This is a genomic window from Hymenobacter ruricola, assembly GCF_015694525.1.
Taxonomy (GTDB): domain Bacteria; phylum Bacteroidota; class Bacteroidia; order Cytophagales; family Hymenobacteraceae; genus Hymenobacter; species Hymenobacter ruricola.
The window spans coordinates 1-24491 of sequence record NZ_JADQDM010000029.1 but is presented as its reverse complement, the minus strand read 5'-3'; the positions used below and the strand labels follow the sequence as shown (position 1 = coordinate 24491).

Below are 24491 nucleotides of genomic sequence, written 5' to 3'. Positions count from 1 at the left end.
GGGTTGGGTTGTCGGGGTCGCCGGGGCCGGGGCTGGTCATTTGCTCGGGCGGGCGCGGGCCGCCGGGAGCGGCTCCGGCGGGGCGGCGGCCGTCGCGGCCGGGGCGGCCTTCCCGGCCCTCGCGGGGCGGGCGGCCTTCGCGGGGCTCCCGGGGTTCGCGGGCGGGTTCGGCGCCGGGCTCCTGGGCGGCGCGGGGCTCGCGCTCGGGGCGCGGGGCCCGCGGCTCGCGAGGCTCGCGGCCTTCGCGGGGGGCACGGGCTTCGGGGGCGTCGCCTTCTTTGTCGCCCTTGCTCTTTTTGCGCTTCGAGCGTTTGCTGCTCGATTTGATTTTATCGTCCAAGCGGTCGAGTGAGCCTTCCACGATGGCCGACACTTCGGGCTCAGGGGCTTCTTCGCGCGGGGGCAGCAGGCTTTCGATGATTTCGCCGCGCTTGTTCATGTCCAGTAATTCGCGCACGCGGGCCGTGTCCAGCATCACCCAGTTGTTGTCGCCCTTGAAGGCAAACCACATGCGGCGGCGGAAGATGTCGGTTTTCTGCAAAAAGGCCTCGCCCTTGCTGGTTTTCAGCGGACGCTGCACCTGCGGAATGTCCTTGAGCGCGTCGAGGTAGGCGTCGAGCTCGTAGTTGAGGCAGCACTTGAGGCGGCCGCACTGGCCAGCCAGCTTCTGCGGGTTTAAGCTCAGGTTTTGGTAACGAGCAGCGGTGGTACTCACGGTTTTAAAGTCTTGCAGCCAGGTAGAGCAGCACAGCTCGCGCCCGCACACGCCAATGCCGCCGATGCGGCCGGCTTCCTGGCGCAGCGAAATCTGGCGCATCTCCACGCGCACCCGGAATTCATCGGCCAAGCGACGGATGAGTTCGCGGAAGTCCACCCGGTCTTCGGCCGAGTAGTAGAACAGGGCGCGGGTGCGGTCGGCCTGGTATTCCACGTCCGAGAGTTTCATGCGCAGGCGCAGCTCGCCCACCACGGCACGGGCCCGGAACATGGTGCCGGTTTCGAGGTCGCGCACGGCCTGCCAGCGTTCCTCGTCGTCGGGGGTGGCGATGCGCAGGATGTTGCGGATTTCCTTGGAGTCGGTCGGTATTTTCTTTTTGCGCATTTGCAAGCGCACCAGTTCGCCTTTCAGGCTCACGTGGCCGAGGTGCCAGCCAGAGCCGGCGGCTTCCACCACCACGGCGTCGCCGGTGACGAGGGGCAGGCGCTGGTCGTTGCGCATGAACTCTTTGCGCCCGCCCTTGAAGCGAACTTCGACCATGTCGAAGCCCGCGAAGGACTCGGGCACTTCCACGTCCTGCAACCAATCGAAGACATTCATGCGGGTGCAGCCGCCGGAGCTGCAGCCCCCTTTGGAGCCGCAGCCACCTACTTTGGTGGTGCCGCAGCCCCCACCGGTTGAACAAGTTGAACAAGCCATAAGGCTGAGATTATATAGTTGAGGGAAAAGAGCCTCAAGGCTCAATTTTCCACGAAAATTCGCTTCCTAGCAAAGATACACATTTCGCCAAGGGCATGCCCGCGCGGCAAGTTCCCGCAATAGTAGTGCTTAAGCGGTGCTCGGTGCCGGCTCAAAAACTGAGCAGGCCTAGCGAAGAGCCGTCCAATAAAATCTTGGATTTAGCATTATAGGCAGAAGTGTGTAAGATTATGGCAATTGCAGCTTATTGGGATAATGATAAAGGCCCGCACGGGCTCAGGCACGCATACTTTGAATTATTTTTAATGTTTCTCAAAAATGCTATTGACATTCACAATAATTCTTCTCTACTTGTGCTCATCCTTTAACCAATTTTTCACACTACCAACCCCAACAAACTTATGAAACTCAAAAACGTACTGTCCGCCGCCGCCTTGTGCACCGCTTCGGTGTTGGCACTTTCCTCCTGCTCGAAGGAGAAAGAACAAACTGCTGTTGCTCCTGCCGCAGCTTCGCAGGATGCGATGGCCCAAATCAAAGCCCTCGGCTTTAGCACCGATGGCGTGCGGACCGTGGAGGGCGGCTACGTCGTGGAAGGCGACATGCTGCTGACGCCGGAGCTGCTGGCCAGCGCCCCCGGCTATTCGACCCTGCGCGTGGGCCAGGACGAGCAGTACCGCACCACCAACCTGGTGACCGGCCTGCCGCGCGTACTCACCGTGAGCCTGAGCAGCTCGTTCCCCTCGGCCTACTCGTCGGCCGTTGACGAGGCCATCCGGCGCTACAACGCGGCCGGCCTGCGCCTGACGTTCCGCCGCGTTACTTCGGGGGCCCAGTTGCCCATCAAGTACTCGTCGAACCTGGGCACGGGCGTGCTTGGGCAGTCGGGCGGCTTCCCCAGCGGCGGCAACCCCGCGCCGGGCTTCACGCTGGTGCCCAACGTGATTAACAGCTCGAACGTGAATTACATCGCCACCATCATGGCGCACGAGATGGGCCACTGCATCGGCATGCGCCACACCGACTACTTCAACCGGGCCTACAGCTGCGGCGGCAGCGCTTCCAACGAAGGCGCCAGCAGCGTGGGGGCCATCCTCATTCCCGGCACGCCCTCGGGCGCCGACCCCAGCTCCTGGATGCTGGCCTGCGTGGGCAATGGCGTGAACCGCCCCTTCACCGCCAACGACCTGACGGCCCTGAACTACATCTACTAGCGCTGGCTGGTAACCCAAACAAAAAGCCCCGGCTCTCCTCAGAGTCGGGGCTTTTTGTTGTCTATTTGCAGCTGAATTCAGCCGGTTTATTGAATGACAATCTTCAGGACCTGGCCGAACTTATTGTCCTGCTCCACCCGCAGCAGGTAGAGCCCGGGTTTCAAGCCATCGGTTTCGATGAAGTTGATGAGGCCTTCGGCGGTGGCCGTGCGCTGGAACCGGCCCAGCGCATCGTAGAGGCGGATGGCGACGGGGGCCGTGGTGTTGGCCACCACGGTGAGCGGGGCGCCGGCCAGCACGGGGTTGGGGTAGGCCTGAATGAGGCCGGCGCGCAGCAGGAAGGCTTCTTCCGGCTCGCTGTAGAACTGCTGGCCGGCCACGTTGTCGAGGCGCACGCGGTAGAGGTAGCGCCCGGCGGCTGGCGGCTGGTCGCTGAAAGCCAGCGCAGTGCTGGCAACCGGGCTGATGGTTTGCACAGCCTCAAAGCTGCCATCGGGCCGCTGGCGCTCCAGCATGGCCGACTTCAGGCGGTAGACCGTGCCGAGGACGGCATCAAAGCGAATGGTTTCATCCACCAGCTGGCGCGGCAGAAACGACCGGAAGTAGCACGCGGTGCCTTGAGTAGCGAAGTCGATGGTGCTGCCAGGCGCGGCCGTGATGCCGCGCAGCTGCGGCGCGACGGCGTAGTAGCGCGTTTGGGCCACTTGGGCGCGGCTCAGGGCCAGCGTGGTGTCGGTGGCACTTAGCTGCTGTAACGGCAGCAGCGCGGTGGCGCCCAGCTGGTACACCTGGTAGCCGGTGGCGCCGGGCACGCGGCGCCATTGTAACAAGGTTTCTTCGGGACAAGTGTAGCCGACCTGCAACGCTGGCGCCTGCACGATGGCGAAAGTATCGGAAGGAAATTCCTGGCTGCCGACCACTATGCGCAATTGGGCCAGCGTGGTGGTATCGGGCGCGGGCCAGGTGTAACGGTTGGAGGCCAGCGGTACGGCGGCGCTTACCAGGCGCCATTGGACGCGGTCCAATGGGCGGTATTCGAGGCGACCGGTGGCGGTGGCGGGGCCGTTCCAGTTCCAGAGCAGCGCGGTGGCGGCGCCGGGCTTCACGTTGCCGGGGCCGGGGGGGCTGTGCCATTCCAGGCTCATGGGGCTGTATTCGTACGCTATGCTGAAGTCCTGCGGACCCTGTGGCACGGAAAAGCCCTGCACTCTTAGAAAACAGATGCCCGGCGCGGGCGCATCCAGCGTGATTTGCTCCACGTTGTTGAGGTGGTCGGGGCGGCGGCGGGCGGGCAGGGCCAGGGAATCGGGGTGCGGGTAGCTGCTGAGTGCCCACGGCAGCCAGCGCTGGGCAGCGTTTCCATCCAGCAGTTGCAAGTCAAGGTCGTTGACCAGGGCCTGGTTGGCGTTGGCAGCCGCTTCGGGGTCGTTCCAGGCCAGGGTGATTTTGAGTTGGTGTTGGCCGGCGGGCACGACGATGGCAAACACTTGCACGGAACCCTGCGTGGCGGTGCCGCTTAAAAAACGGCCCTCGCGCACGGTGGCGAGGGCGCCCACGGCATCGGCCTGGCCGAAACCGTTGACGAAGTCGACTTCGGGGCGGCCCAGGTTGTCGGCGCTGTTGAGGAGCACGGCTTTGACGAGGGCGGCGGGCGGCAGGCTGCCGCGCAGGTCGCGGTGGGCCTGCTGCACCAAGGCGCCCAGGCCCGAAACCAAGGCAGCGGCTTCGGAGGAGCCGCCTTCGCCGTAGGCCACGAGCTCGGGTTTCACGCGGCCGTCGTAGGCCGGGCCGCGCGAGCTGAGCGGGCTGACCTGGCCGGTGGGGTCGGTGGCGCCCACGCTCAGGGTGTTTTTCGACATCTTGAACTGGCCGGTGAGGTTGGCGACGCCGGCCAGGTTCTGGTAGGCGCCGCTGGGGCTGGTGGCGGTGCCGGAATTGCCGGACGAAAACACGTGTAGCAGCTGCGGGTATTGCCGGCACTGGCGGTCGTATTCCAGCGCTTCCACGCCGTAGTAGTTCTCGATGCCGACGCCGTAGGAGTGGTTTTGGATGGAGATGCCGGCCTGGGCGAGGGCCGCACCGTCGTCGGGCAGCAGGCGGGCGAAGTCGGAGGTAGCGAGGCGCACGGCCGGGGCCACGCCGCGGCCCAGCGGGTCGGAGTTGCCGGCCCCGCCGATGAGCGTGGCCATGGCCGTGGCATGGTCGGAAGCCGGGCCGGGGAAACTGCTGGCCGCTACCACACGGCCCTTAACGTCAATGTCGGCGGGGTCAAACGGCAGCTCTTTTACCGAAACCGTGAGGCCCTGCCCGGTGAGCTGCGGGTAGCGGGCCTGGGCAGCAGTGAAGTTGTTGACCGATAAGTCGGAGTTGTTGAGGCGGCGCTCGGCGTGGGCCTGGCGGTCGGGCACGTCCACGAACTCCACGAGCGGGCTGGCGGCCAGCCGGGCTAGCGCGGCGGCATCGAGGCCTGCCACGGAGAGCGTGCGGGGTGAGGCACTGGGCTGCGTCGCTAGCGCGGCGGGCAGATGCTGCCGCAACCACTGGCGAAAGGCGGCGGGGTCAGTCACGCGCACGCGCACGGTTTGTGCGGTGCGGCGGGCGGGGGCAGCTTGCAGGCCGGGGGCCAGCTTGCCGCGGCCGGTTGCGGGAGCCACCGCTTGGGCCCGCAGCAGCCCAGGCACTGCCAGCAGCAGCAGCAACACGTGCCAACCGCCCGGGTACCGCTTCGCCAAGAGCGCGCGAAATCCGGCCGGCTTGTTCCTCATTTCCCTCATGCACTTGACTGAATTGGGTAGAAAATGCAGCTTCAAACGCCCTTGCTCAAAGGTAAACCGGAATGCCGACGCCGTATCAATACGGGTCCCAGGGCTCTTCTATGTAAAATAAAGGTCCCCTATTCCACCTGCACAAGCTGCTTCGAACCGCTCAACACAGGAGGCAGCCTGGTCCGGTGCCCCGCGCCTACCGAATCACGCGCACGGTGTGGTTGGTTTGGTCGGTGACGTAGACGGCGCCGGCCGCGTCCACGGCCACGCCCATGGGGCAGTTGAAGCGCGCAGTCGTACCCACGCCGTTGGCCGTGCCGGAGCCGAGGGCGGCGCCGGCCAGGGTGCTTACCTGCCCGGCCGCCGAAATGACCCGAATGGTGTGATTAAACCGGTCGGCCACGTACAACGCGCCGACGGCATCGACGGCGATGGCCGACGGAAAATTGAAGCGGGAATACAGATTGACGGTGTCCTTGCTGCCGCTGCGGCCGACCTGGCCCGCCAGAAGGGTGACCTTCCCGGCAGGGGATATCCGGCGAATGGTGCGGTTGTTTTGGTCCGCCACGTACACGGTACCGGCTGCGTCCACGGCCAGCCCCGTGGGGTGGTCGAACTGGGCATTGACCCCGGTGCTGTCTTGGCTGCCGCGGCTGAACGCTTGTCCGGCCAGGGTGCTGACCACGCCCGCGGGGGAGATTTTGCGGATGGCGTGGTTGCCTTCGTCGGCCACGTACACGGTGCCCGCAGCGTCCACGGCAATGCCCGCCGGGTTGTGAAAGCGGGCCGCCGAGCCGGTGCCGTCGGCGCTGCCGTGCCGGTCGGGCATGCCGGCGAAGGTGCTGACGACGCCCGCCGGCGTGATTTTGCGAATGGTGTGGTTGTACTGGTCGCTCACGTAGAGGGTGCCCGCGCCGTCTACGGCCACGCCGTAGGGGTACCTGAACCGGGCGGTGCTGCCGGAGCCGTCGGCCGTGCCCGGGCTGAGGGCCAGCCCGGCCACGGTGCTCACGGCCCCGGCGGGTGAGATGCGGCGAATGACGTGGTTGCTCTGGTCGGCCACGTACACGGTGCCGTTGCCATCCACCGCCACCCCCAAGGGAAAGCGAAAGCCAGCCGCCGCGCCCACGCCATCGGCGGTGCCGGGTTGGTGGGCGGTGCCGGCCAGGGTGGTCACCGCGCCGGTGTTGAGGCGTCGGCTGATGGCCGCCACCGCAATGGTTACCAACGCGTAAGCCAGTACAAGCCGGGTAAATCCTTTTGTCATCGTTATCAGGCCACCGGGGAAGAGCCAAGTGGCCCTTAAATATAGCCCGGCTGCCTCATGGACGCGGCCCCTGCGACACCGGTATTACCAAAAATGCCCCGACTGAAGAAGCCGGGGCATTTTTTATACGATAACGGCGGAACTGATACTACGCGCCGGGCTTGAGCACTACCTTGGTGCAGTTGTCCTTTTTGTGGCGGAAGATGTCGTAGCCGTGGGGGGCTTCGGTCAGCGGCAGGCGGTGCGAGATGATGTCGTCGAGGCGCACGTCGCCGTCCGACACATGCTTCAGCAACTTGTCGATGTGCTTGTGGGCGGGCGCCTGGCCGGCCTGGATGATGATGCCCTTGTCGAAAATCTGGTGGATGGGGAAGTTGTCGTAAGGCGAGGAGTACACGCCCAGGATGGACACGAACCCGCCGCGGCGCACGGCGCTCAAGCAAGCCAGCATCACCTTATCCGAGCCTTTTTCCACGTTGAAGACGGCCTTGGCGCGGTCGCCGAGGCTGCGGTCGGGCTCGAAGCCCACGGCTTCCACCACCACGTCGGCGCCGTAGCCGCGGGTTTTGCTGCGGATTTCGTCCACCACTTGGTCGTGGCTTTCCCAGAGGATGCCTTCGGCGCGGGCGGCTTTGGCGGCCAGGTTGAGGCGGTACTGCTGAGTGTCCACAATCATGACGCGCGAGGCGCCGCGCAGCCAGGCCGACTTAGCGGCCATGATGCCCACCGGGCCGGCGCCGAAAATGGCCACCGTTTCGCCGCCCTTCACGTTGGCCCAGTCGATGCCGGAGTAGCCCGTGGGGAAGATGTCGGTGAGGAAGAGCACCTGCTCGTCGGTTAGGTTGTCGGGCACTTTGCGGGGGCCGTAGTCAGCGTAGGGCACGCGGGCGTACTCGGCCTGGCCGCCGTCGTAGCCGCCATACAAATCCGTATAACCAAACAAGGCGCCGCCTTTTTCCGTCATCAGGCCGCCTTCGGGGCCGTAGTGCTCGGGGTTGGAGTTTTCGCAGTGGCCGGGCAGGTCGTGGTTACAAAACAGGCAGTGGCCGCAGGCAATAGGGAAAGGCACCACCACCCGGTCGCCGCGCTTGAGGTTCTTCACGCCCTTGCCCACTTCCTCCACAATGCCCATGAACTCGTGGCCCAGGGTCATGGGCCGGGGCTGCGGAATGCTGCCGTTGTAGATGTGCAGGTCGGACCCGCAAATGGCCGTGCTGGTGACGCGGATGATGGCGTCGCGCGAGTCCTGAATTTCGGGGTCGTCAACGTTGTCGACCCGCACGTCGCGCGGGCCGTGAATGCGTAAAGCTTTCATGAAAGAGGGGTTGGAAGTGGAAAGGAAGAACTTCCCTTCCTAACGGTCCCGTTTTGGCAGGGGTTGCTGGCGGCCCGCGCCGCCGCACCTTAGCCTCGGCCGTACTCGGCCCTAGAGCAGCTGATACACTGACACTCCCGTCGCCGTGAAAATATAGCCGTACGTTTCGCCCACCAGCACCTGCCGCACCGCGGCGGGGTCGAAGCCGGCGGGCAGGGCCACGCGGCGCTCGGCCAGGGTGTAGAGGTTGAAAAAGTGCAGTGCTCCGGCGTCGAGGTAGTACAGCTCATCGCCCCGGAAGCCAATCATGCTGAGCCCGGTGAAGGGCAGCTTTTTCTTGTAGCTCCCGAAGTTGTCGAACACGTAAATGCCCGTGCTGCGGTCCACCAGATAGAGGTTGTTCTGGTACTGGCGCAGGAAGCGGAAATCGGGCCGCGAGCGGCCAATCAGCAAATCCAGCGGCGTGTTCTGGAGCAGCCGCTGGGTGTTGGGGTCGAAGGCGCGCAGCACGAGGTTGCTTTCATCGAGCAGCCAGATGCGGTTGTCGGGCGCCAGCGTGGCCGCCCGGATGGTGCCGTCCACGTAGTCGGCCAGCCGCACCTCGCCGATGAGCGCCAGGAACCTGTCGAGCAGGACGAGCTGCTGCCGGTCGTCGTTGAAGACGAGGGTGGTGGTCACGTTCCAGGCTTCTACTTGGGCGGCGTGGCCGGGCTGGGTGGGCGCGTAGGTGTTCAGGGGCAGGCCCTCGGGGCCGTACTGGCGCAGGTTGTTGTCGGCATCGGCCACGTACAGCGCCCCGCGTCGGTCCAGCGAAACGGCGCCGGGGTTGTTCAGTTTGATTTCCCGGAGCAGTTTCCAGGGCGCGGCGGTGGGGGCGGGCGTATTGGCGGCCTGCGGCGCGGGGGCCGGCTGCACCGGCGAGACAGTTTGCTGAGCCGCCGGGGCCGCGGAGGCCGCTGACGGAACGGTGACCTGGGCTTGGGCGACGGTAGCGAGGACACAGAGCAGCAGGCCCCACCCGAAAGAACGGTCATGCAGCGCGCAGCGAAGCATCTTGCCCGCAGTCACTAATCCAGATTTATTGGATTGCGTTACGCGATAAAGATGCTTCGCTGCGCGCTGCATGACGTTCTTTTCGTCGTTATGATGGCCGTTCGCGTTACTGCTCAAAATGCCGAAGGGCCAGTTCCTTGCCATCATACACGCCATAGCTGCAATAATTGACCCATTCGCCCAGGTTGATGTAGCGGCTGCCGACGGCCACTTCCACATCGAGCGGCAAATGCCGGTGGCCGAACACGTAGTAGTCGTGGTGCAAACGCGCTTCCACCTCGCGGCAGTATTGCAGCAGCCACTCCTCGTCGCCGAAATACTTGGTGTCGTCCTTGCCGGCCTGCATGCGACTGCGGCGGCTCCACTTGTTGGCCATGCCGATGCCGAAATTGGGGTGCAGCCGCGCAAACAGCCACTGCGCCAGCCCGGACGTGAACACCTGCTTCAGGGCCTTGTAGCTGTAGTCCTTGGGCCCCAACCCATCGCCGTGTCCGATGTGAAAATATTGATTGCCAATGCGCTGCGACACTTCCTGCCGCAGCACCGGGATGCCCATTTCCTGCGTGAAGTAGCCAAACATCCACATGTCGTGGTTGCCGGTGAAGATGGTGATGGGCAGGCCCGCATCGGTTAGCTCCGCCAGTTTCCCCTGCAGCCGGATAAAGCCCCGCGGAATGGCGTGCTTGTACTCAAACCAGAAGTCGAACAAGTCGCCCAGCAGGTAGATGGCCGCCGCGTCCTGCGCCGCTTCATCCAGCCAGCGCACAATGCGCTTTTCCCGCTCCAGCGAGGCTGCCGCGTTGGGCGCCCCCAGGTGGAAGTCGGAAGCGAAATAGACTTTTCTGCCCGGCGGCAAAGCGAGGTCAGGGAGCGTCAGGGCTTGCTTCATTCAGGTTAACGAGGAATATAGAACGTCATGTCGAGCTTGTCGAGACATCTCGCGTGCTTTAACTAGCTCTTTGTAATTAAATTACTCCAGCACGCGAGATGTCTCGACAAGCTCGACATGACGTGCCATTAACTTGGATTAAACCTCTTCCTCCTCCAACAAAAACAGCGCAATGCGGCGCGGGCCGTGGGCACCCAGCACAAGTGTCTTTTCAATATCCGCGGTGCGGCTGGGGCCGGTGGTGAGCGAAACCATGGACGGCAACTGCGCGCCGTACCGCGCTTGCAGCAGTTGCAGGGCCTCCCCTATCTCGGCCACTACCTGGCCGGGCCGGGCCAGCACCAGGTGCTGGTCGGGGTAAATGCTGAGCCGCCGCCCGCTGGCCGTAGCCGCCGACACCAGCACGCTGCCCGTGCGCGCCACCAGCGCCTCGCAGGACGTCAGCCCCAAATCAGCCCTCTCAAGAAACTCGCTTTCATCGGCCCGAAAGGCCACGCCGGCTTTGTACAGCAGCGCCTGCATCTCCGGCTCCCACACGAAGGGCACACCCACCTGCTGCCGTTTCTGAAGCCCGGCCAACTGCGCCGCCAGATGTGGCAGCGACTCGCAATAATAAAACTCACCGCCCACTCGCTGGAAGCTTTCGGCAAATGCCACCACCGGGTCGGCGTTGCCCAGCGGCGGGTGCACGGGCGCAGCAAAGTCAGGCCGCGGCGGCAGGGGCGCCGCGCCCGCTGCCAGCCCCTGGCGAATGCGGGCCAGCACCGCGTCTCGGGAAGATTCGGACATAAGACAAAAGTACCGGAAGGGAAAACAAAAAAGCCAGCCCCCGCGGAAGGGCTGGCTTTTAAGTAGCGCGAACTCTGCAGTTCGCGTGGCAGGACGATGCAACACAACCGACGCAGGGACGCGAACTACAAAGTTCGCGCTACTACCCGGCCACGGCGCTGCCGCTGGCGGCGGGCGCTTCGTTGCTGCGGTCGTCGTTCAGGCCCGGCAGGTTCAGGTCGGGCAGGTCGTTGCCGAGCTTGCCGCCGGCGGCTTGTTCGCCCTTCACCTCGCTGGCGGTTTCGCTGCGGTCGGTGCCAGCCATGTGGGCCTGGTAATTGGTCTGGGTGTCGAAAGGACGCGGGCCCACAAGGCGAGTCAGGTCTTCCTGTTGCAGCACTTCCTTTTCGAGCAATTCCTTGGCAATGACCTCCAACTCGTGGCGGCGCTCGGTGAGCAGTTCCTTAGTACGGACGTAGGCCTGCTCGATGATGCTGCGCACTTCTTCGTCAATCATCTGCGAAGTGGCTTCGGAGTAAGGCTTCGAGAAACCGTACTCGTTCTGCCCTTTCGAGTCGTAGAACGACACGTTGCCGAGCTTGGCGTTCATGCCGTACATCGTCACGATGCTGTAGGCCATCTTGGTGATGCGCTCCAGGTCGCTCAGAGCGCCGGTCGAAATTTTGCCGAACACCAGTTCTTCGGCGGCACGGCCACCCAGGGCCATGCACATCTCGTCAATCAGCTGCTCGGTGTTGTACAGGAACTGCTCTTTCGGCAGGTACTGCGCGTAGCCCAGGGCGGCTACGCCGCGGGGCACGATGCTCACCTTCACCAGCGGGTCGACGTGCTCCAGGAACCAGCCTGCGATGGCGTGGCCGGCTTCGTGGTACGCCACGATGCGCTTTTCGCCGGGCGAAATGATTTTGTTTTTCTTCTCCAAGCCCCCAATCACGCGGTCGATGGCATCGGTGAAGTCCTGGTCGGTAATCATCTTCTTGTCGCGGCGCGCGGCAATGAGAGCGGCCTCGTTGCAGACGTTGGCAATCTCGGCGCCGGCAAAGCCCGGCGTTTGGGCCGACAAACGGCGGGCGTCCACGTCGGGGCCCAGCGTTAGCGGCTTGAGGTGCACCTGAAAAATCTCGGTGCGGCCGTTGATGTCCGGCTTATCAATACTAATCTGACGGTCGAAACGGCCGGGACGCAGCAGGGCCGAGTCCAAGGTATCGGGTCGGTTGGTAGCGGCGAGGATGATGACGCCGGAATCGGTGCCGAAACCGTCCATTTCCACCAGCAGCGAGTTCAGGGTGTTTTCGCGCTCGTCGTTGCCGCCGGGCACCGAGCCGCGCGAACGGCTGCGCCCCACGGCGTCAATCTCGTCGATGAAGATGATGCAGGGCGCCTTGGCTTTGGCTTGCTTGAACAAGTCGCGCACCCGGGCCGCGCCCACGCCCACAAACATCTCCACAAAGTCGGAGCCCGAAAGCGAGAAGAACGGCACATCAGCCTCACCCGCTACGGCTTTCGCCAGCAATGTTTTACCGGTGCCGGGAGGCCCTACCAGCAGGGCGCCTTTCGGAATCTTGCCGCCGAGGATGGTGAACTTGCTGGGGTTCTTGAGGAACTCCACGATTTCCTGCACTTCCTCCTTGGCTTCTTCGAGGCCGGCCACGTCCTTGAAGGTGATTTTTACCTTGTCGCCCCCTTCAAACAGGGCGGCGCGGCTTTTGCCGATGCTGAAAATCTGACCGCCGGGGCCGCCGGCGCTGCCCATACGGCGCATCAGGAACCAGAACCCGACAATCATCAGCACGATGAAGCCGTAGTTCCAGATGTAGTCGCCGGGGCTGTTGCGCTCCTCAATGTTGAGGGGCAGGCGCTGGGCGGCGGGCACGTCTTTCTGCAGCTTGTCCAAGTCTTCCTGAAAGAGCTTGGCATCGACCACGGGGAAGAAAAACTGCGAGCCGCTGGTGTTGCTGGCGCCGAACGGCGTGCGGCGCATCAGCTCCTGCTTGTACTTTTCCTGCGCTTCCTGCTTCAGCTTCACCTCCACCACCTTCTGGTTGCTGATGATGGTGATTTCCTTCACGTCGCCGGCGGCGAGCATGGTTTCGAACTTCTGCTGGTTGATTTTGGCCGGCGCGTTCATGCTGTTCATCACCAGCACGCCGAACACGAACACGAGCAAGCCGGCCAGCACCCACAGTTGCAGGCCCGGCCGCGGATTGGGCGCCGGCGTCAGGGGCTTCTTTTTCTTGTTGTTGGGATTTTTATCCGACATGAAAATAGCTTCTTTAAAATCAGGTATAACTACGAGCCTAACACCGCCTCAGAAGCAAATGTTCGGCCAGTGAGAAGACGTGGAAGGGGCGTTTTTATTTTGGCGGAGGCCAAAAAAGAACGTCGCACCATCAACGGTCATGCAGAGCGGCGCGAAGCATCTTTACTGCTGAAGTAATCATTTACTATCGAGGTAAAGATGCTTCGCGCCGCTCTGCATGACTGTTTCAATTGAAGCCTGACGCTACGCCGGCTCTTCCTCCACGTAGCGGATGTCGGCGTCGCCCCACAACTCTTCCAGGGCGTAGAACTTGCGGCGGTCGCGCAGAAACACGTGCACCACCACGTCCACGTAGTCGAGCAGCACCCACTCGCGGTTGGTGCGGCCTTCGGTTTGCCAGGGGCTTTCGCCGGTTACTTTTTCAATCTCCTCTTCCACCGAGCGGGCCACGGCGTCGAGCTGGGTATCGGAATTGGCCGAGCAGATGATGAAATAATCTGCCACGGCGTTTTTTAATTCTTTCAAATTCAGCACCACGATGTCGGACGCTTTTTTGTCCTGCATCCCGCGGATGACCAAATCTGCCAATGTGTCTGAATCCTGCCGGACCAACGTACTTTTCATATTGTGGTGTTAGGTGTGAGCTTTGCAGCTGAAAGTATACGAAGTTAACGATACGCGAAAGAAGGCCGTGGTTGTCACCCCCCAAACCCTGTTCACGGGCCAGCAGCTCATCTGGCTGCCGGAGTGCGCCTCCACCAATTCGGAGGCCCAGGCCTTGGTTGTCCAAAACCGGGCCAGCGAAGGCTGCACCGTGATTACGGACTTTCAGTCGGCCGGCCGGGGCCAGCGCGGCAACCAGTGGGAAGGCGCCCCCGCCGAAAACCTGATGCTTTCGGTGGTGTGGCAGCCCACGTTTCTGGCCGCTACCGACCAGTTTCAACTCAGCCAGGCCGTGGCCCTGGGGGTGCACGACTGGGCGGCCAAGCTGCTGGGCCCCGACCCCAAGCTCCGGCTGAAATGGCCAAACGACCTGTACTACGGCGACCAGAAAGTGGGCGGTATCCTGATTGAAAACACCCTGAGCGGCCCAAAGATTCAATATAGCATCATCGGCATCGGGCTGAATATCAACCAGCAAAACTTCGCGGTGCGCACGGCCACGTCGCTGGCCATGCTCACGGGGCGGGTGTACAACCGCGCCATCGTGGCGGCGCGGCTGCTCGAGTTTCTGGAGCGGCGCTACCTGCAGCTGCGCGGTGGGCAGGTGGCCCAGCTGCGGCAGGACTACCTGCGGGTGCTCTACCGCTACCAGGAGCCGCATTTTTTTGCGGTGGACGGCCAAACGGTGCGCGGCCAGATTGTGGGGGTGGAAGACGACGGGCGGCTGGCCGTGGACCTGGGCGGGGCGGTGCGCCGGTTCGGCTTGCAGGAAATCCGGCATCTGTAGCAACCCGGGCGGCCGTTTGGGCATCTGGTGGTTATATTCAAATTTATCGATAAAATATTTCTGAAGCCGGGCAACCGGGCTGCCTTTTTTGCCGAGTTGTTTTTGCTGCCCTCAAACAACTTTTGGCAGTTTCGGGAGTCCATTAAACCGAAACGGCTGGCCCGGCGTTGGTTGCGCAAACCGGCACGGTGCTTGTCTTTGCGCAATTGACTCCTACCTTACCGGTCACCTTACCCTTTTCTGCTTGCCATTATGAAACTCTTTACTCGTTTTGTTGCCGTGGCCGCCATCCTCACGATGCCGCTGGCCCCGATACTGGCTGCCAACATCACCATCACCGTGGGCGACAACTACTACCACGGCCCCGGCAACACCAACCGGGACTTCGATACCCAAACCATCAACGTGGGCGATGTGGTGACCTGGAATTTTGTGGGCAACGCCAGCCACCCCACCGCGTCGGACAACGGCGCCTGGGTCACGTTCACCACCAACCGGTCCATCACGTTCAGCACGCCCGGCACGTTTGCCTACCACTGCGAGGCGCACGGCGCGCCCGGCGCAGGCCAGTACGGCGTACTGACGGTACGGGCCGTCACCTCCGCCACGCTGGACCCCGTGGCCGCCGGCGTTTCGCTGAGCGTGTACCCCAACCCCAGCCGCGGCCTCGTGACGGTGAAGCTGGACCAGAAGCCCGGCGCCGACTACAAGCTGCGCCTGAGCAACATCATCGGCCAGGAAATCCGTACCATTGCCCTCAGGCCCGAGCTGACGGCCGCCGGCCTGCCCCTCGACCTGAGCGACCTGCGCGCCGGCATGTACGTCTACAGCCTGCTGGTGGACGGCAAGGTGGTGAGCACGAAACGCCTCGTGCTGCAGAACTGAGGATTATTGACCTGAATGAAGAACCAAAAAGCAGCCAATGGCTGCTTTTTGTGTTTCTGGACTACATCGGGCCCGGCTTCGTGCGCAGTGCAACCATGCATTGCCTACTTTTGCCCTTTAACTGATTTGCTAGCTTCTTTTTCCGGCCGCGTTTTGCTGACGACGGCCGGCGTTGTGTGCCTCATTCGATAGTATGCGTTCCTTTAAAAGCCTGAATAACCTCGTCGGCTGGCTCGTTTTTGCCGTGGCGGCCGTCACCTACCTGCTCACCCTGGAGCCCACGGCTTCGTTCTGGGACTGCGGCGAGTTCATTGCCTGCTCTTACAAGCTGCTGGTGCCGCACCCTCCGGGGGCGCCCACGTTCCTGCTGCTGGGCCGCATCATGTCGCTGTTTTCGTTTGGCGACGTGACCAAGGTGGCCGTGCTCATTAATGCCCTGTCAGGGTTGAGCAGCGCCTTCACCGTGCTGTTTCTGTTCTGGATTATCACGCGCATGGCCCGCAAGCTGGTGCTGCGCGAGGCCGTGGGCAACAGCGGCCTGCGGGCCGAAGCCATTGAGCCCAACGGCTACCAGCGCCTGCTCATTCTGGGCGCGGGCGCGGTGGGGGCGCTGGCCTTCACCTTCTCCGATTCGTTCTGGTTCAACGCCGTGGAGGGCGAGGTGTACGCCATGTCGGCGCTGTGCACGGCGGCCGTGGTGTGGCTGATGCTGAAGTGGGAGGCCCACGCCGACGAGCCCGACTCCGACAAGTGGATTGTGCTCATTGCCTACGTCATCGGCCTCAGCATCGGGGTGCACTTGCTGAACCTGCTGACCGTGCCCGCCTTGGGCTTCATCTACTACTACCGCCGCACGGCCAACCCCAGCACGACGGGCGGCATCCTGGTGATGGTGGTGAGCATGATTATCGTGGGGTCCATTCTGGTGGGCATTATCCCGGGCCTACCCACGCTGGCGGGCAGCTTCGAGGTGTTCTTCGTGAACAGCGTCGGCCTGCCGTTCAACTCCGGCCTGATTGTGTTCCTACTGATTTTCATCGGCCTGATTTGGTTCGGCTTCCGGCTGTCGTACCAGCGGCGCAGCCAGCTGCTGAACACGGCCATGCTGTGCTTCGTGTTCATCCTGATTGGGTACTCGTCGTATCTGATTGTGCCCATCCGCAGCTCGTTTCAGCCCACCATCAACGAAAACGACCCCGAGGACGTGCTCAGCTTCGTGAGCTACCTCAAGCGCGAGCAGTACGGCTCGCGGCCCCTGCTCTACGGCCCGCAGTTCAACGCCCAGCCCAACGGCTCGGAGGCCGGCGCGCCCCGCTACGCCCGCGACGTGAAGACTGGCAAGTACAAGGAGCTGCCCCCGCAGCCCGAATACACCTACGCCGACGAGGACAAGATGCTCATCCCGCGCATCTACAGCTACGAGCCCGACCAGATTGCCAACTACAAGAAATGGGTCGACATTCAGGACGGCGTGAAGCCGACCATGAGCCAGAACCTGGGCTTCCTGTTCCGCTACCAGATGGGCCACATGTTCTGGCGCTACTTCATGTGGAACTTCGTGGGCCGCGAGTCCGACATTCAGCAGGCGGGCGTGGTCACGCCCTTTAGCTCCAGCGCCGGGCTGCCGGCCCGCATCGGCGAGAGCCCGGCCCACAACAACTTCCTGGCGCTGCCGCTCATTCTGGGCCTCATCGGGCTGTTTTTCCAGAGCCGGCGCGACAGCAAGGACGCCTGGGTAACGGGCCTGCTCTTCATCATGACGGGCCTGGCCATCGTGTTCTACCTCAACCAGCCGCCGCGCGAGCCGCGCGAACGGGACTACACTTTCACCGGCGCCACGTTTGCCTTCTCCATCTGGATAGGCTTGGGGGTGCTGGGCCTGGCCGAGCTGTTTGGGAAAGTGGTGAAGGCCGACGGCCTGCGCGCCGGCCTGGCCCTGGTGGTGGGCCTGCTGATTCCGGGCATCATGGCGGCCCAGGGCTGGGACGACCACGACCGCAGCAACCGCTACAACTCGGTGGACTCGGCCAAAAACCTGCTGAACTCCTGCGCCCCGAATGCCATCCTGTTCACCAACGGCGACAACGACACCTTCCCGCTCTGGTACGCCCAGGAGGTGGAAGGCATCCGGACCGACGTGCGCGTGGCCGTGCTCAGCTACCTGAACACCGACTGGTACATCGCCCAGATGAAGCGCCGCGCCTACAAGTCGCAGCCCTTCCCCATCAGCATGGGGCCCGAGGCCTACGCCCAGGGCACCAACGACATGCTGCCCTTTGCCGCCAACCCGGCCGTGCCGAGCGTGAACCTCAAGGAATTCCTCCAGCTCATCGCCTCCAACAACCCCCTGCTGCAGGTGCAGTACCAGGAAGGCGGCCCGAGCATGAACTCCTTCCCCACCCCCAACTTCTACCTGCCCATTGACACGGTGGCGGTGCGCAAGCTCGGCATCATCCCCAAAGACCGCGAAAACCAACTGGTGGGCCGCATGGAGTGGAGCATGGGCAAGCGCGCCATCGAGAAGAAAAACCTGGTGATACTGGACATGATTGCCACCAACAACTGGCAGCGGCCCATCTACTTCAGCAGCACCGTGGCGCCCAGCGACTACATGAACCTGCAGCCCTACTTCCAGCTGGAGGGCATGGCCTACCGCCTGCTGCCGCTGAAGGACCCGAACTACGACCCGCGCGGCGGCGACGAGGGCTTCGTGGAAAAAGACCTCACCTACGACCGCCTGATGAAGCAGTTCAGCTACCGCGGCCTGACCGACGCCCACATCTTCTACGACGAAAACAACCTGCGCTTCCCGGCCAACTACCGCGACAAGTTTGCCCGCCTGGCCAACGCCTACCTCGCCGACGGCGAAGTGGCCAAGGCCAAGGAAGTGGCCGACAAGTGCCTGGCCCTGATGCCCGACCAGGCCATTCCCTACGATTACTACTCGCCGCAGCTGGTGCCCGCCCTGATTGCGGGCGGCGAAAAAGCCAAAGCCGACCAGCTCCTCGACACCATGACGCGCCGCTCGGAGCAGATGCTGGCCTTCTACAGCACCAAGCCCGACGCCAGCCTGTTCGAAGACGACATGCGCGGCTACCTGCTGGGCCTGCAAAGCGTGCGCATTGCCGCCGAGCAGGCCGGCGATAAGGCCCGCGCCGAGAAAGCCTACGGGCTGATGAACCAGTACTACCCGCGGTAAAATGGTGAATGAGTAAATGAGTAAATGAGGAAAGGCCGGTCCGCGCAGTGCGGGCCGGCCTTTTTCGTAGCGCATTGTAGCGCGGACTCTGTAGTCCGCGTCCCCACGCCGTTGGAATCGTTCGGGTTTCCGTCGGAGACGCGGACTGCAAAGTCCGCGCTACTGCCCCACTAGCCTTGGTGGGCACAAAACAGGCCGGGCAGCGCTGCCCGGCCTCTCCCATCTGCTCAAGTACTATCGGGCAGCGCTGCCCGGTGCCTCTTGTCCTCCTAAGTGCTATCGGGCAGCGCTGCCCGGCCTATCTTATCGCATTGGGAGGCATCGGGCAGCGCTGCCCGGTGCCTCTTAGCCGCCTAAGTAGCACCGGGCAGCGCTGCCGGAGCCAGCTAGGCCGCCTTGGCGGCGCTGGATTTCTTTTTGGGATACACCCGGTTGGGCAGGCTGGCGTAGTCGAAGTACTTGCGGGCCTGCCGGGGGGCGCGGCGGTGCACGTAGCAGGCGGCGGTGTGCACGTCCCAGAGGGCTTCGGCCAGGGCCACGGCGGCGGGCCCCAGGTCCCCGATGGTGTCTTGCAGGGCGGTGCGGGCCTGGGTTTTGGTGCTGCTGGCCTTCTGGTACGCTTTCAGCAGGGCGCGGGCGGCCTTGCCCTGCGCCTGCACGGGGGCTTCGGTGCTGGCTTCGAGGGCCTCCACGTAGGCGGTGAGGCGGGTGAGGCGCTGCTTCACCGGGGCCTGGGTGAGGCCGGTCAGGTCGTCGGGGTAGTAGGTGCTGCGCTCGTCGGCGTGGTCGAAGAAGTAGCCGTGAAGCACCTTGGCGTCGGTGAGCTGAATGAAGGTTTTGAAGGTTTCATACGCTTTGCCTTCGGCGCTGGTGCTGGTTTGGCTGCTGCCGCCCTTGCCTTTGCGGGTCACCAGCTCGGCGCGCAGGGTGGCCACGGCGGCGGCCACGGCCGCGCCGGCTTCGGCGATGAGGGCGTCCACGTCGGGCGCGGCCAGGGCCGTGGCCGTGAAGTCGCCGAACTTCGCAAAGCCTTCTTTCGACACCTTCAGGTGCAGGAAGAAGTTCTCGTACTTGTCGCTTTGGTAGTCTTTCATGGGGTAAACGTGGGAATGGGTAAGGGAATGGTTTTCAGCCGGCACCCGCCGACCAATGCCGGGGCAAAATAGCCGGAAAAGTTGGGCTTGCAAGCGGTGGGCAGGCAAGTACAGAAAAGGTATGGGCCGGGTCCATAAAAGCCGCCCCAACGAATGCCGGGCGGCCATTGCTTGCAACGCAAAACGACCTATTGCTGGCGGTCGAAGCGCCCGCTGGTGACGGTGACGGTTTTGCTGCGGTCAAACGTGCTGGCCGCCGTGAACTCGAACGTGCCCGCCGAGATACGCCGCGCCACATCGGCGTAGGTGAACTCCACCTGCCCCGTGTGCTGCGCGTCGGTCACGTACAGCTCGCCCGTGTTGTTCGACTCGGTGTATGTAGCGTGACTAAATATCGTGAGAGGGTCGCCTTGAGGATAGTATAGGGTGTTCCGATTTAACGGGTATGTGCCCGGTTTCCTAGAGCGAAAGAAGAGGAGCACGTCCACGTTGTTGCCCTTCACTACACCGGACAGTTCCAAATAATACAGGCTATCAAATGCGAACCCACCGCTCAAAGCGCTGATTCGGCCCAAGCCCGAGCCGTAGCCCGTGGCCACGAACCGTTCGCCGTTGACCAGGCAGCCGCCGGTGTTTTTGCCTTCCTGCGTGGCCGGGGGCAGGCCGTCGTCGGGGTCGTCTTTCTTGCAGGCAGGGGCCAGCAGCGTGGCGGCCAGGGCCAGGGTCAGGTAGGGCTTCATGGGAAAGGAGGAAAAGGGGGTGAAAACCAATGACTGAATATAGCGAAAATGACACACCCTCAGGCGCCTACGCCTGCAGGTAGTGGTGGACGCTGGACGTGTCGGGGTCGCCGGAGACGCGGTTGAACACGTCGAGGGCGGCCAGGCCGAACACGCGGTCGTAGAGCACGTGGGTCGGTATCTGGCTCTTGTCGAGCGCCTGCAGCAGGCTGTCGGCCGCGTGCTGGGCCCGGCCGATGGTTTCATTGCAGGAATAGGGCAGGTCCATCGGCGGCTGCACGACGACCGTCGTGCCCCCGCCGCCGGGGCGCTGGGCAAAGCTGGGCATCGCCAGCAGTAAGGTCAAGGAAAGTAGAAGCTGTTTCATGAGCAACGGGTTGGGAAATGTGAATGCAAAAAGGCTTATTGCTGGCGGTCGAAACGCCCTTTGGTGATGGTGATGGTTTTGCTCGGGTCAAAGGTGCTCGACGCCGTGAATTCGAACGTGCCGGCCGTGATACCCGCCCGCAGGTCAGCCCGGGTCATCACTACTTGCCCTGTGTACTGCGCATTGGTCACATACACTTCCCCCTGCGAGCCGGACAGCGTAAAGGTGGCGTGACTAGACATCCGAATTGGGTCGCCTTGAGGATAGTATTGGGTCGTTCGGTTGAGCATATATGTTCCTATTTTCTCACCGCGCAGAAAAAGCAGAATAGTAGCGCGCTGGCCCTGGTATTTGCCGTTGAGCGAAACGTAGTACACGCTGTCAAAGGCAAACCCGCCGCTCAAGGCTGGGGTGGGGTTGCTCAGCAGGCTGCCCCCGGATTCGGCCGCGACGAACCGCTCGCCGTTGACCAGGCAGCCGCCCGTGTTTTTGCCTTCCTGCGTGGCCGGGGGCAGGCCGGCTTCGGGGTTGTCTTTCTTGCAGGCGGGGGCCAGCAGCGTGGCGGCCAGCGCCAGGGTCAGGTAGGGCTTCATGGGAAAGGGGGAAAAGGAGGTGGAATGCAATAGCCTGAATGTATTGGATTTCAGCAATACAACATCCCGCTTCAACAATAAATAATTACTACTAACGGACTTTTCCAGCAGCACCTTGCAAGCCGTTTACCGCCACTCACGGCCTCCCAGGCAGCCGGGGTGGCGCTTTTTGTCCCGCGCCGGCCGCCGGAAAAAGGACATTACGATTCCTGCGCCGTAATTTTCGGTATGCCCCTTTCCTCCTTCCACTGGCGGCGCCTCGGCTGGCTGCTGCCGCTGCTGTGCGCCGCCTTCGCGCCGCTGGCCCCGCGCCCCGACTACGCCGGCCTCTACCGCGACGTGGCCCACCTCGACGTGGACACCCGCCGCGAGGGCGACAGCCTGCGCCTCTACCTGCGCCTGCCGGCCCCCGCCCGCCTGGGCCCCGGCCACCCGCTGCGCCTCACGGCCTGGCCCAGCTACGAAGCCCGCACGCCCCTGTGGCAAGACAGCGTGCCCCGCCGCCAGCAGCACGCCACCCCCGCGTCCGACGGCGTGCGCCTGAGCTTCTGCGTGGCCGCGGCGCGCCTGCCGGCCGGCACCGTGCTGCAGCTCAGCACCGCCCCGCCCGATGCCAAAGCAGACTACCAGGAGCCCACCACCACCGCCTGGCTGCGCCTCACCGAAGCCCAGCTCGCCCGCCCCTTCGTGCTCACCGACTCGGTGGGCCAGCCCCTGCTGCGCCGCTACGTGCAGGCCGGCGAGCCCTTCGGCGTGGACTGCTACGGCCTCTACCAGCCCGTGCGCTGGAAGCGCTACGCTGTGACGCCCGCCCCCGCCCTGCCGCCCATGACCAACCCGGCCGCCATGCCCGCCGGCCCCCGCACCCTGCCCGTGCTCGACTCGGCCACCACCCGCCCCGGCCAGCCCCTGCGCTTCGCCGAGCCCGGCCTCTACGCCCTGCGCGTAGGCCCCGTGAGCACCCGGCCGCCCGTGCTCGCCGTGCTGGTGGCGCCCAACCAGTACCCCGAGCTCACCACGGCCGCTGAGCTCATCGAGCCCCTGCGCTACCTCACCACTAGCGCCGAGCGCCAGAAGCTCACCGACGCCCCCAACCCCAAGCGCGCCGTGGACAAGTTCTGGCTCGACGCGGCCCAGGGCAACCAGCAGCAGGGCAAGGAGCTCATCCGGCGCTACTACGGCCGCGTGATGGCGGCCAACGAGTTTTTCGCCGCCCACAAAGCCGGCTGGCTCACGGATAGGGGCTTGCTGTACGTGGTGCTGGGACCGCCGCCCAGCGTCCGGCGCCTGTTCGACGGCGAGGAGCGGTGGTTTTACCCCGATGCGGGCGTGGACGGCGGGGGCGTCACCTTCAGCTTCCGGCCCCGGCCGAGTACCTTTGCGCCTGATTATTACGAATTGGTGCGCCGGCCCGAGTACGAACTGCTCTGGTATGCCGCCGTTGAAAGATGGAGAACCCCACCGACCGCCCTGACCGGCCCGAACGCCCCCAACGCCCTGCCCGCCCGGTAGCCGGCCGCCGCTTCTACGACGGCGCCAACCGCCCCGTCACGCCCAAGCAGTTCCGCCCCGACCGCGGCGGCAGCGAGTTTGACGACCGCCCCGCCCGCCCCCGCGGCCGCGGCGGCTCCGACAACCAGGGCGACGCCCCCGAAGGCCGCACCCCGCGCCCTGACCGCGACGACGCCCGCCCGCCCTACCGCAGCCGCGAAGGAGGCTCCGACCGCCCGCGCTACGAAAACCGCTCGGCCCAGGCGTCCAGCATCGACATGCTGTTTGGCCTGCGCCCCATTCTGGAAGCGCTGAGCGCCGGCCGCACGCTGGAAAAGATTTTCCTGCTGCGCGGCACCAAAAACAGCCTCGTAACGGACATCTCGACGGCGGCCCGCGAGGCCGGCATTCAGGTGCAGATGGTGCCTGTGGAGAAGCTCGACAACCTGACCCGCAAAAATCACCAGGGCGCGGTGGCCTTTGTGTCGCCCATCGACTACGTGCCGCTTGACAACATCGTGTCCGGGCTGTTTGAGGAAGGTAAAGTGCCCTTCCTGCTGCTGCTCGACCGCATCACCGACGTGCGCAATTTCGGCGCCATTGCCCGCACGGCCGAATGCCTGGGCGTGCAGGCCATCGTGGTGCCCAGCCGCGGCGCCGCCCAAATCAACGGCGACGCCCTCAAAACCTCAGCCGGCGCGCTCAACATCCTGCCCGTGTGCCGCGAAGTGAGCCTGCACGAAACCGTCCGCTTCCTCCAGCAGTCGGGCATCACGGTAGTAGCCTGTACCGAGAAGGCCGAAGAAGCCGTGGGCTCCACCGAAATTGATTTCACTGGCCCCGTGGCCGTGCTCATGGGCTCGGAAGAAGACGGCATTTCGCCCGACCTGCTGAACCTGGCCGATGTGAAGCTAAAAGTGCCCATGACCGGCCAGATTCAGTCGCTCAACGTGGGCGTGGCCGCCGGCATCATGCTGTTCGAGGTAGCACGGCAGCGGGTACAGCAGGCCTAATACGGCTGCAGTCGTCTGTCATTGCGAGGCCGCAGGCCGCGGCAATCCGTCCTGTCAAAACCAGAAACTCCCTTTTACCAAAAATCCCCGGTACTGCAATAGCGCCGGGGATTTTTCTCTATTCGGGGTCTTCCCCCATGCCCTTCTCCAACTTCACTTTGCGGTCGTTACGCACAACATCCAGTTCCCCCACCGCCGTATCCGAATTGCCCACGATACTAACTTCTTTGCCTTTCACGGTAACGTATACACTCACTTCTCGGGGATAAAATTCCTCATGCTGCTTGTTATATTGGGCCGAGGTGTGGTCGGAAATCGTGTATTGTACGCCCTGATTTTCAAATTTCAACTGGGTGATTGCCAGATAAGGATTTCCCCTGTGGTATGACCAATAGGTGAACTTCTTCCAGCTGCTGGCGTCCAGCTTGGGAGGGTATTGCAATTCCACCTTGGCCGCCGTGCCGAAGCGGTACACCAAATAGGCGCCTTTCGGCCCCCGGCAGAGGGCAGCCGTCTTGCCCGCTTTGGTTGCGAAGGAAAAAATAACCGTTTCCCCGGCCCGGCTCAGATTAGCTGGTTTAGGCGGGGCGCTGGCGGCCAGCAGCAAGCCACCTGAGGTGGTCTAGGAATGATGGACAGAAGAAGGACGTATATTTCTTCTGTAATGACAGCAAAAAAGAGCGGGGCGTC

Annotated in this window: 20 protein-coding genes; 6 read left to right on the top strand and 14 right to left on the bottom strand. The window is 63.5% G+C overall.

The window, feature by feature from the left end:
• Positions 1 to 1318 (bottom strand): PSP1 domain-containing protein (gene ricT, locus I2H31_RS24890; protein WP_230688048.1); only part of this gene is annotated, 1318 nt, incomplete at its 3' end.
• Positions 1319 to 1818: 500 nt separating this feature from the next.
• Between ricT and I2H31_RS24885 the strand changes: the two genes are divergently transcribed.
• Positions 1819 to 2631 (top strand): M57 family metalloprotease, encoded by an 813-nt coding sequence (locus I2H31_RS24885; RefSeq protein ID WP_196295777.1) that lies wholly within the window; start codon positions 1819 to 1821, stop codon positions 2629 to 2631.
• An 86-nt stretch (positions 2632 to 2717) separates the two neighbouring features.
• On the opposite strand, the gene I2H31_RS24880 is transcribed toward I2H31_RS24885, so the two are convergent.
• The 8 genes from I2H31_RS24880 to rsfS all read right to left on the bottom strand — a co-directional run bounded on the left by I2H31_RS24880 (position 2718) and on the right by rsfS (position 13593).
• Positions 2718 to 5363: a S8 family serine peptidase gene (locus I2H31_RS24880; RefSeq protein ID WP_196295776.1), complete on the bottom strand. Its 2646-nt coding sequence runs from the start codon at positions 5361 to 5363 to the stop codon at positions 2718 to 2720.
• Between the two features lie 229 nt (positions 5364 to 5592).
• Positions 5593 to 6663, bottom strand: coding sequence for an NHL repeat-containing protein (locus I2H31_RS24875; RefSeq protein WP_196295775.1), 1071 nt, complete (start codon positions 6661 to 6663; stop codon positions 5593 to 5595).
• 148 nt (positions 6664 to 6811) lie between these two features.
• Entirely contained in the window at positions 6812 to 7978 is a 1167-nt protein-coding gene (locus I2H31_RS24870; protein WP_196295774.1) for a zinc-dependent alcohol dehydrogenase, read from the bottom strand.
• Between the two features lie 111 nt (positions 7979 to 8089).
• Positions 8090 to 9031: an NHL repeat-containing protein gene (locus I2H31_RS24865; protein ID WP_196295773.1), complete on the bottom strand. Its 942-nt coding sequence runs from the start codon at positions 9029 to 9031 to the stop codon at positions 8090 to 8092.
• Positions 9032 to 9137: 106 nt separating this feature from the next.
• Positions 9138 to 9920 (bottom strand): UDP-2,3-diacylglucosamine diphosphatase, encoded by a 783-nt coding sequence (locus I2H31_RS24860; protein ID WP_196295772.1) that lies wholly within the window; start codon positions 9918 to 9920, stop codon positions 9138 to 9140.
• A 138-nt stretch (positions 9921 to 10058) separates the two neighbouring features.
• Positions 10059 to 10709: a LutC/YkgG family protein gene (locus tag I2H31_RS24855; protein WP_196295771.1), complete on the bottom strand. Its 651-nt coding sequence runs from the start codon at positions 10707 to 10709 to the stop codon at positions 10059 to 10061.
• Between the two features lie 142 nt (positions 10710 to 10851).
• Positions 10852 to 12969 carry an ATP-dependent zinc metalloprotease FtsH gene (gene ftsH / locus I2H31_RS24850; RefSeq protein WP_196295770.1) on the bottom strand — a complete coding sequence of 706 codons (2118 nt, stop codon included), beginning with the start codon at positions 12967 to 12969 and terminating at the stop codon, positions 10852 to 10854.
• 243 nt (positions 12970 to 13212) lie between these two features.
• Complete coding sequence (rsfS, locus tag I2H31_RS24845; RefSeq protein WP_196295769.1) at positions 13213 to 13593, bottom strand: ribosome silencing factor; 381 nt, start codon at positions 13591 to 13593, stop codon at positions 13213 to 13215.
• Between the two features lie 67 nt (positions 13594 to 13660).
• Between rsfS and I2H31_RS24840 the strand changes: the two genes are divergently transcribed.
• From I2H31_RS24840 to I2H31_RS24830, 3 genes are all read left to right on the top strand, one after another.
• Positions 13661 to 14419: a biotin--[acetyl-CoA-carboxylase] ligase gene (locus tag I2H31_RS24840; protein ID WP_317192274.1), complete on the top strand. Its 759-nt coding sequence runs from the start codon at positions 13661 to 13663 to the stop codon at positions 14417 to 14419.
• A 252-nt stretch (positions 14420 to 14671) separates the two neighbouring features.
• Positions 14672 to 15304, top strand: a complete 633-nt coding sequence (locus I2H31_RS24835) for a T9SS type A sorting domain-containing protein (RefSeq protein ID WP_196295768.1) — start codon at positions 14672 to 14674, stop codon at positions 15302 to 15304.
• Positions 15305 to 15497: 193 nt separating this feature from the next.
• Positions 15498 to 18503, top strand: a complete 3006-nt coding sequence (locus I2H31_RS24830; protein WP_196295767.1) for a glycosyltransferase family 117 protein — start codon at positions 15498 to 15500, stop codon at positions 18501 to 18503.
• Positions 18504 to 18889: 386 nt separating this feature from the next.
• Here I2H31_RS24830 and I2H31_RS24825 read toward each other — a convergent pair whose 3' ends face one another.
• The 4 genes from I2H31_RS24825 to I2H31_RS24810 form a co-directional block, all read right to left on the bottom strand.
• A complete protein-coding gene (locus I2H31_RS24825; protein ID WP_196295766.1) occupies positions 18890 to 19597 on the bottom strand; it encodes a hypothetical protein in 708 nt (235 codons plus the stop codon).
• Between the two features lie 188 nt (positions 19598 to 19785).
• On the bottom strand, positions 19786 to 20337 hold the full coding sequence (locus I2H31_RS24820; RefSeq protein ID WP_196295765.1) for a hypothetical protein: 552 nt from the start codon (positions 20335 to 20337) through the stop codon (positions 19786 to 19788).
• Between the two features lie 67 nt (positions 20338 to 20404).
• A complete protein-coding gene (locus I2H31_RS24815; RefSeq protein WP_196295764.1) occupies positions 20405 to 20704 on the bottom strand; it encodes a hypothetical protein in 300 nt (99 codons plus the stop codon).
• 35 nt (positions 20705 to 20739) lie between these two features.
• Positions 20740 to 21297 (bottom strand): hypothetical protein, encoded by a 558-nt coding sequence (locus tag I2H31_RS24810; RefSeq protein ID WP_196295763.1) that lies wholly within the window; start codon positions 21295 to 21297, stop codon positions 20740 to 20742.
• Between the two features lie 228 nt (positions 21298 to 21525).
• Here I2H31_RS24810 and I2H31_RS24805 point away from each other — a divergent pair, with 228 nt between their 5' ends.
• Positions 21526 to 22809, top strand: a complete 1284-nt coding sequence (locus tag I2H31_RS24805; RefSeq protein ID WP_196295762.1) for a GWxTD domain-containing protein — start codon at positions 21526 to 21528, stop codon at positions 22807 to 22809.
• Entirely contained in the window at positions 22746 to 23801 is a 1056-nt protein-coding gene (gene rlmB / locus I2H31_RS24800; protein WP_230688047.1) for a 23S rRNA (guanosine(2251)-2'-O)-methyltransferase RlmB, read from the top strand. The genes I2H31_RS24805 and rlmB overlap by 64 nt, the downstream gene beginning before the upstream one ends.
• A 118-nt stretch (positions 23802 to 23919) precedes the next feature.
• Here rlmB and I2H31_RS24795 read toward each other — a convergent pair whose 3' ends face one another.
• Entirely contained in the window at positions 23920 to 24408 is a 489-nt protein-coding gene (locus I2H31_RS24795) for a hypothetical protein (RefSeq protein ID WP_196295761.1), read from the bottom strand.
• Positions 24409 to 24491 lie beyond the last annotated feature (83 nt).

Bases quoted from the DNA above. Each gene is read 5' to 3' on its own strand.
- I2H31_RS24885 (WP_196295777.1), top strand. From the start codon at position 1,819: ATGAAACTCAAAAACGTACTGTCCGCCGCCGCCTTGTGCACCGCTTCG.
- I2H31_RS24875 (WP_196295775.1), bottom strand. From the start codon at position 6,663: ATGACAAAAGGATTTACCCGGCTTGTACTGGCTTACGCGTTGGTAACC.
- I2H31_RS24870 (WP_196295774.1), bottom strand. From the start codon at position 7,978: ATGAAAGCTTTACGCATTCACGGCCCGCGCGACGTGCGGGTCGACAAC.
- I2H31_RS24865 (WP_196295773.1), bottom strand. From the start codon at position 9,031: ATGCTTCGCTGCGCGCTGCATGACCGTTCTTTCGGGTGGGGCCTGCTG.
- I2H31_RS24860 (WP_196295772.1), bottom strand. From the start codon at position 9,920: ATGAAGCAAGCCCTGACGCTCCCTGACCTCGCTTTGCCGCCGGGCAGA.
- I2H31_RS24855 (WP_196295771.1), bottom strand. From the start codon at position 10,709: ATGTCCGAATCTTCCCGAGACGCGGTGCTGGCCCGCATTCGCCAGGGG.
- ftsH (WP_196295770.1), bottom strand. From the start codon at position 12,969: ATGTCGGATAAAAATCCCAACAACAAGAAAAAGAAGCCCCTGACGCCG.
- rsfS (WP_196295769.1), bottom strand. From the start codon at position 13,593: ATGAAAAGTACGTTGGTCCGGCAGGATTCAGACACATTGGCAGATTTG.
- I2H31_RS24835 (WP_196295768.1), top strand. From the start codon at position 14,672: ATGAAACTCTTTACTCGTTTTGTTGCCGTGGCCGCCATCCTCACGATG.
- I2H31_RS24830 (WP_196295767.1), top strand. From the start codon at position 15,498: ATGCGTTCCTTTAAAAGCCTGAATAACCTCGTCGGCTGGCTCGTTTTT.
- I2H31_RS24825 (WP_196295766.1), bottom strand. From the start codon at position 19,597: ATGAAAGACTACCAAAGCGACAAGTACGAGAACTTCTTCCTGCACCTG.
- I2H31_RS24820 (WP_196295765.1), bottom strand. From the start codon at position 20,337: ATGAAGCCCTACCTGACCCTGGCCCTGGCCGCCACGCTGCTGGCCCCT.
- I2H31_RS24815 (WP_196295764.1), bottom strand. From the start codon at position 20,704: ATGAAACAGCTTCTACTTTCCTTGACCTTACTGCTGGCGATGCCCAGC.
- I2H31_RS24810 (WP_196295763.1), bottom strand. From the start codon at position 21,297: ATGAAGCCCTACCTGACCCTGGCGCTGGCCGCCACGCTGCTGGCCCCC.
- I2H31_RS24805 (WP_196295762.1), top strand. From the start codon at position 21,526: ATGCCCCTTTCCTCCTTCCACTGGCGGCGCCTCGGCTGGCTGCTGCCG.
- rlmB (WP_230688047.1), top strand. From the start codon at position 22,746: ATGGAGAACCCCACCGACCGCCCTGACCGGCCCGAACGCCCCCAACGC.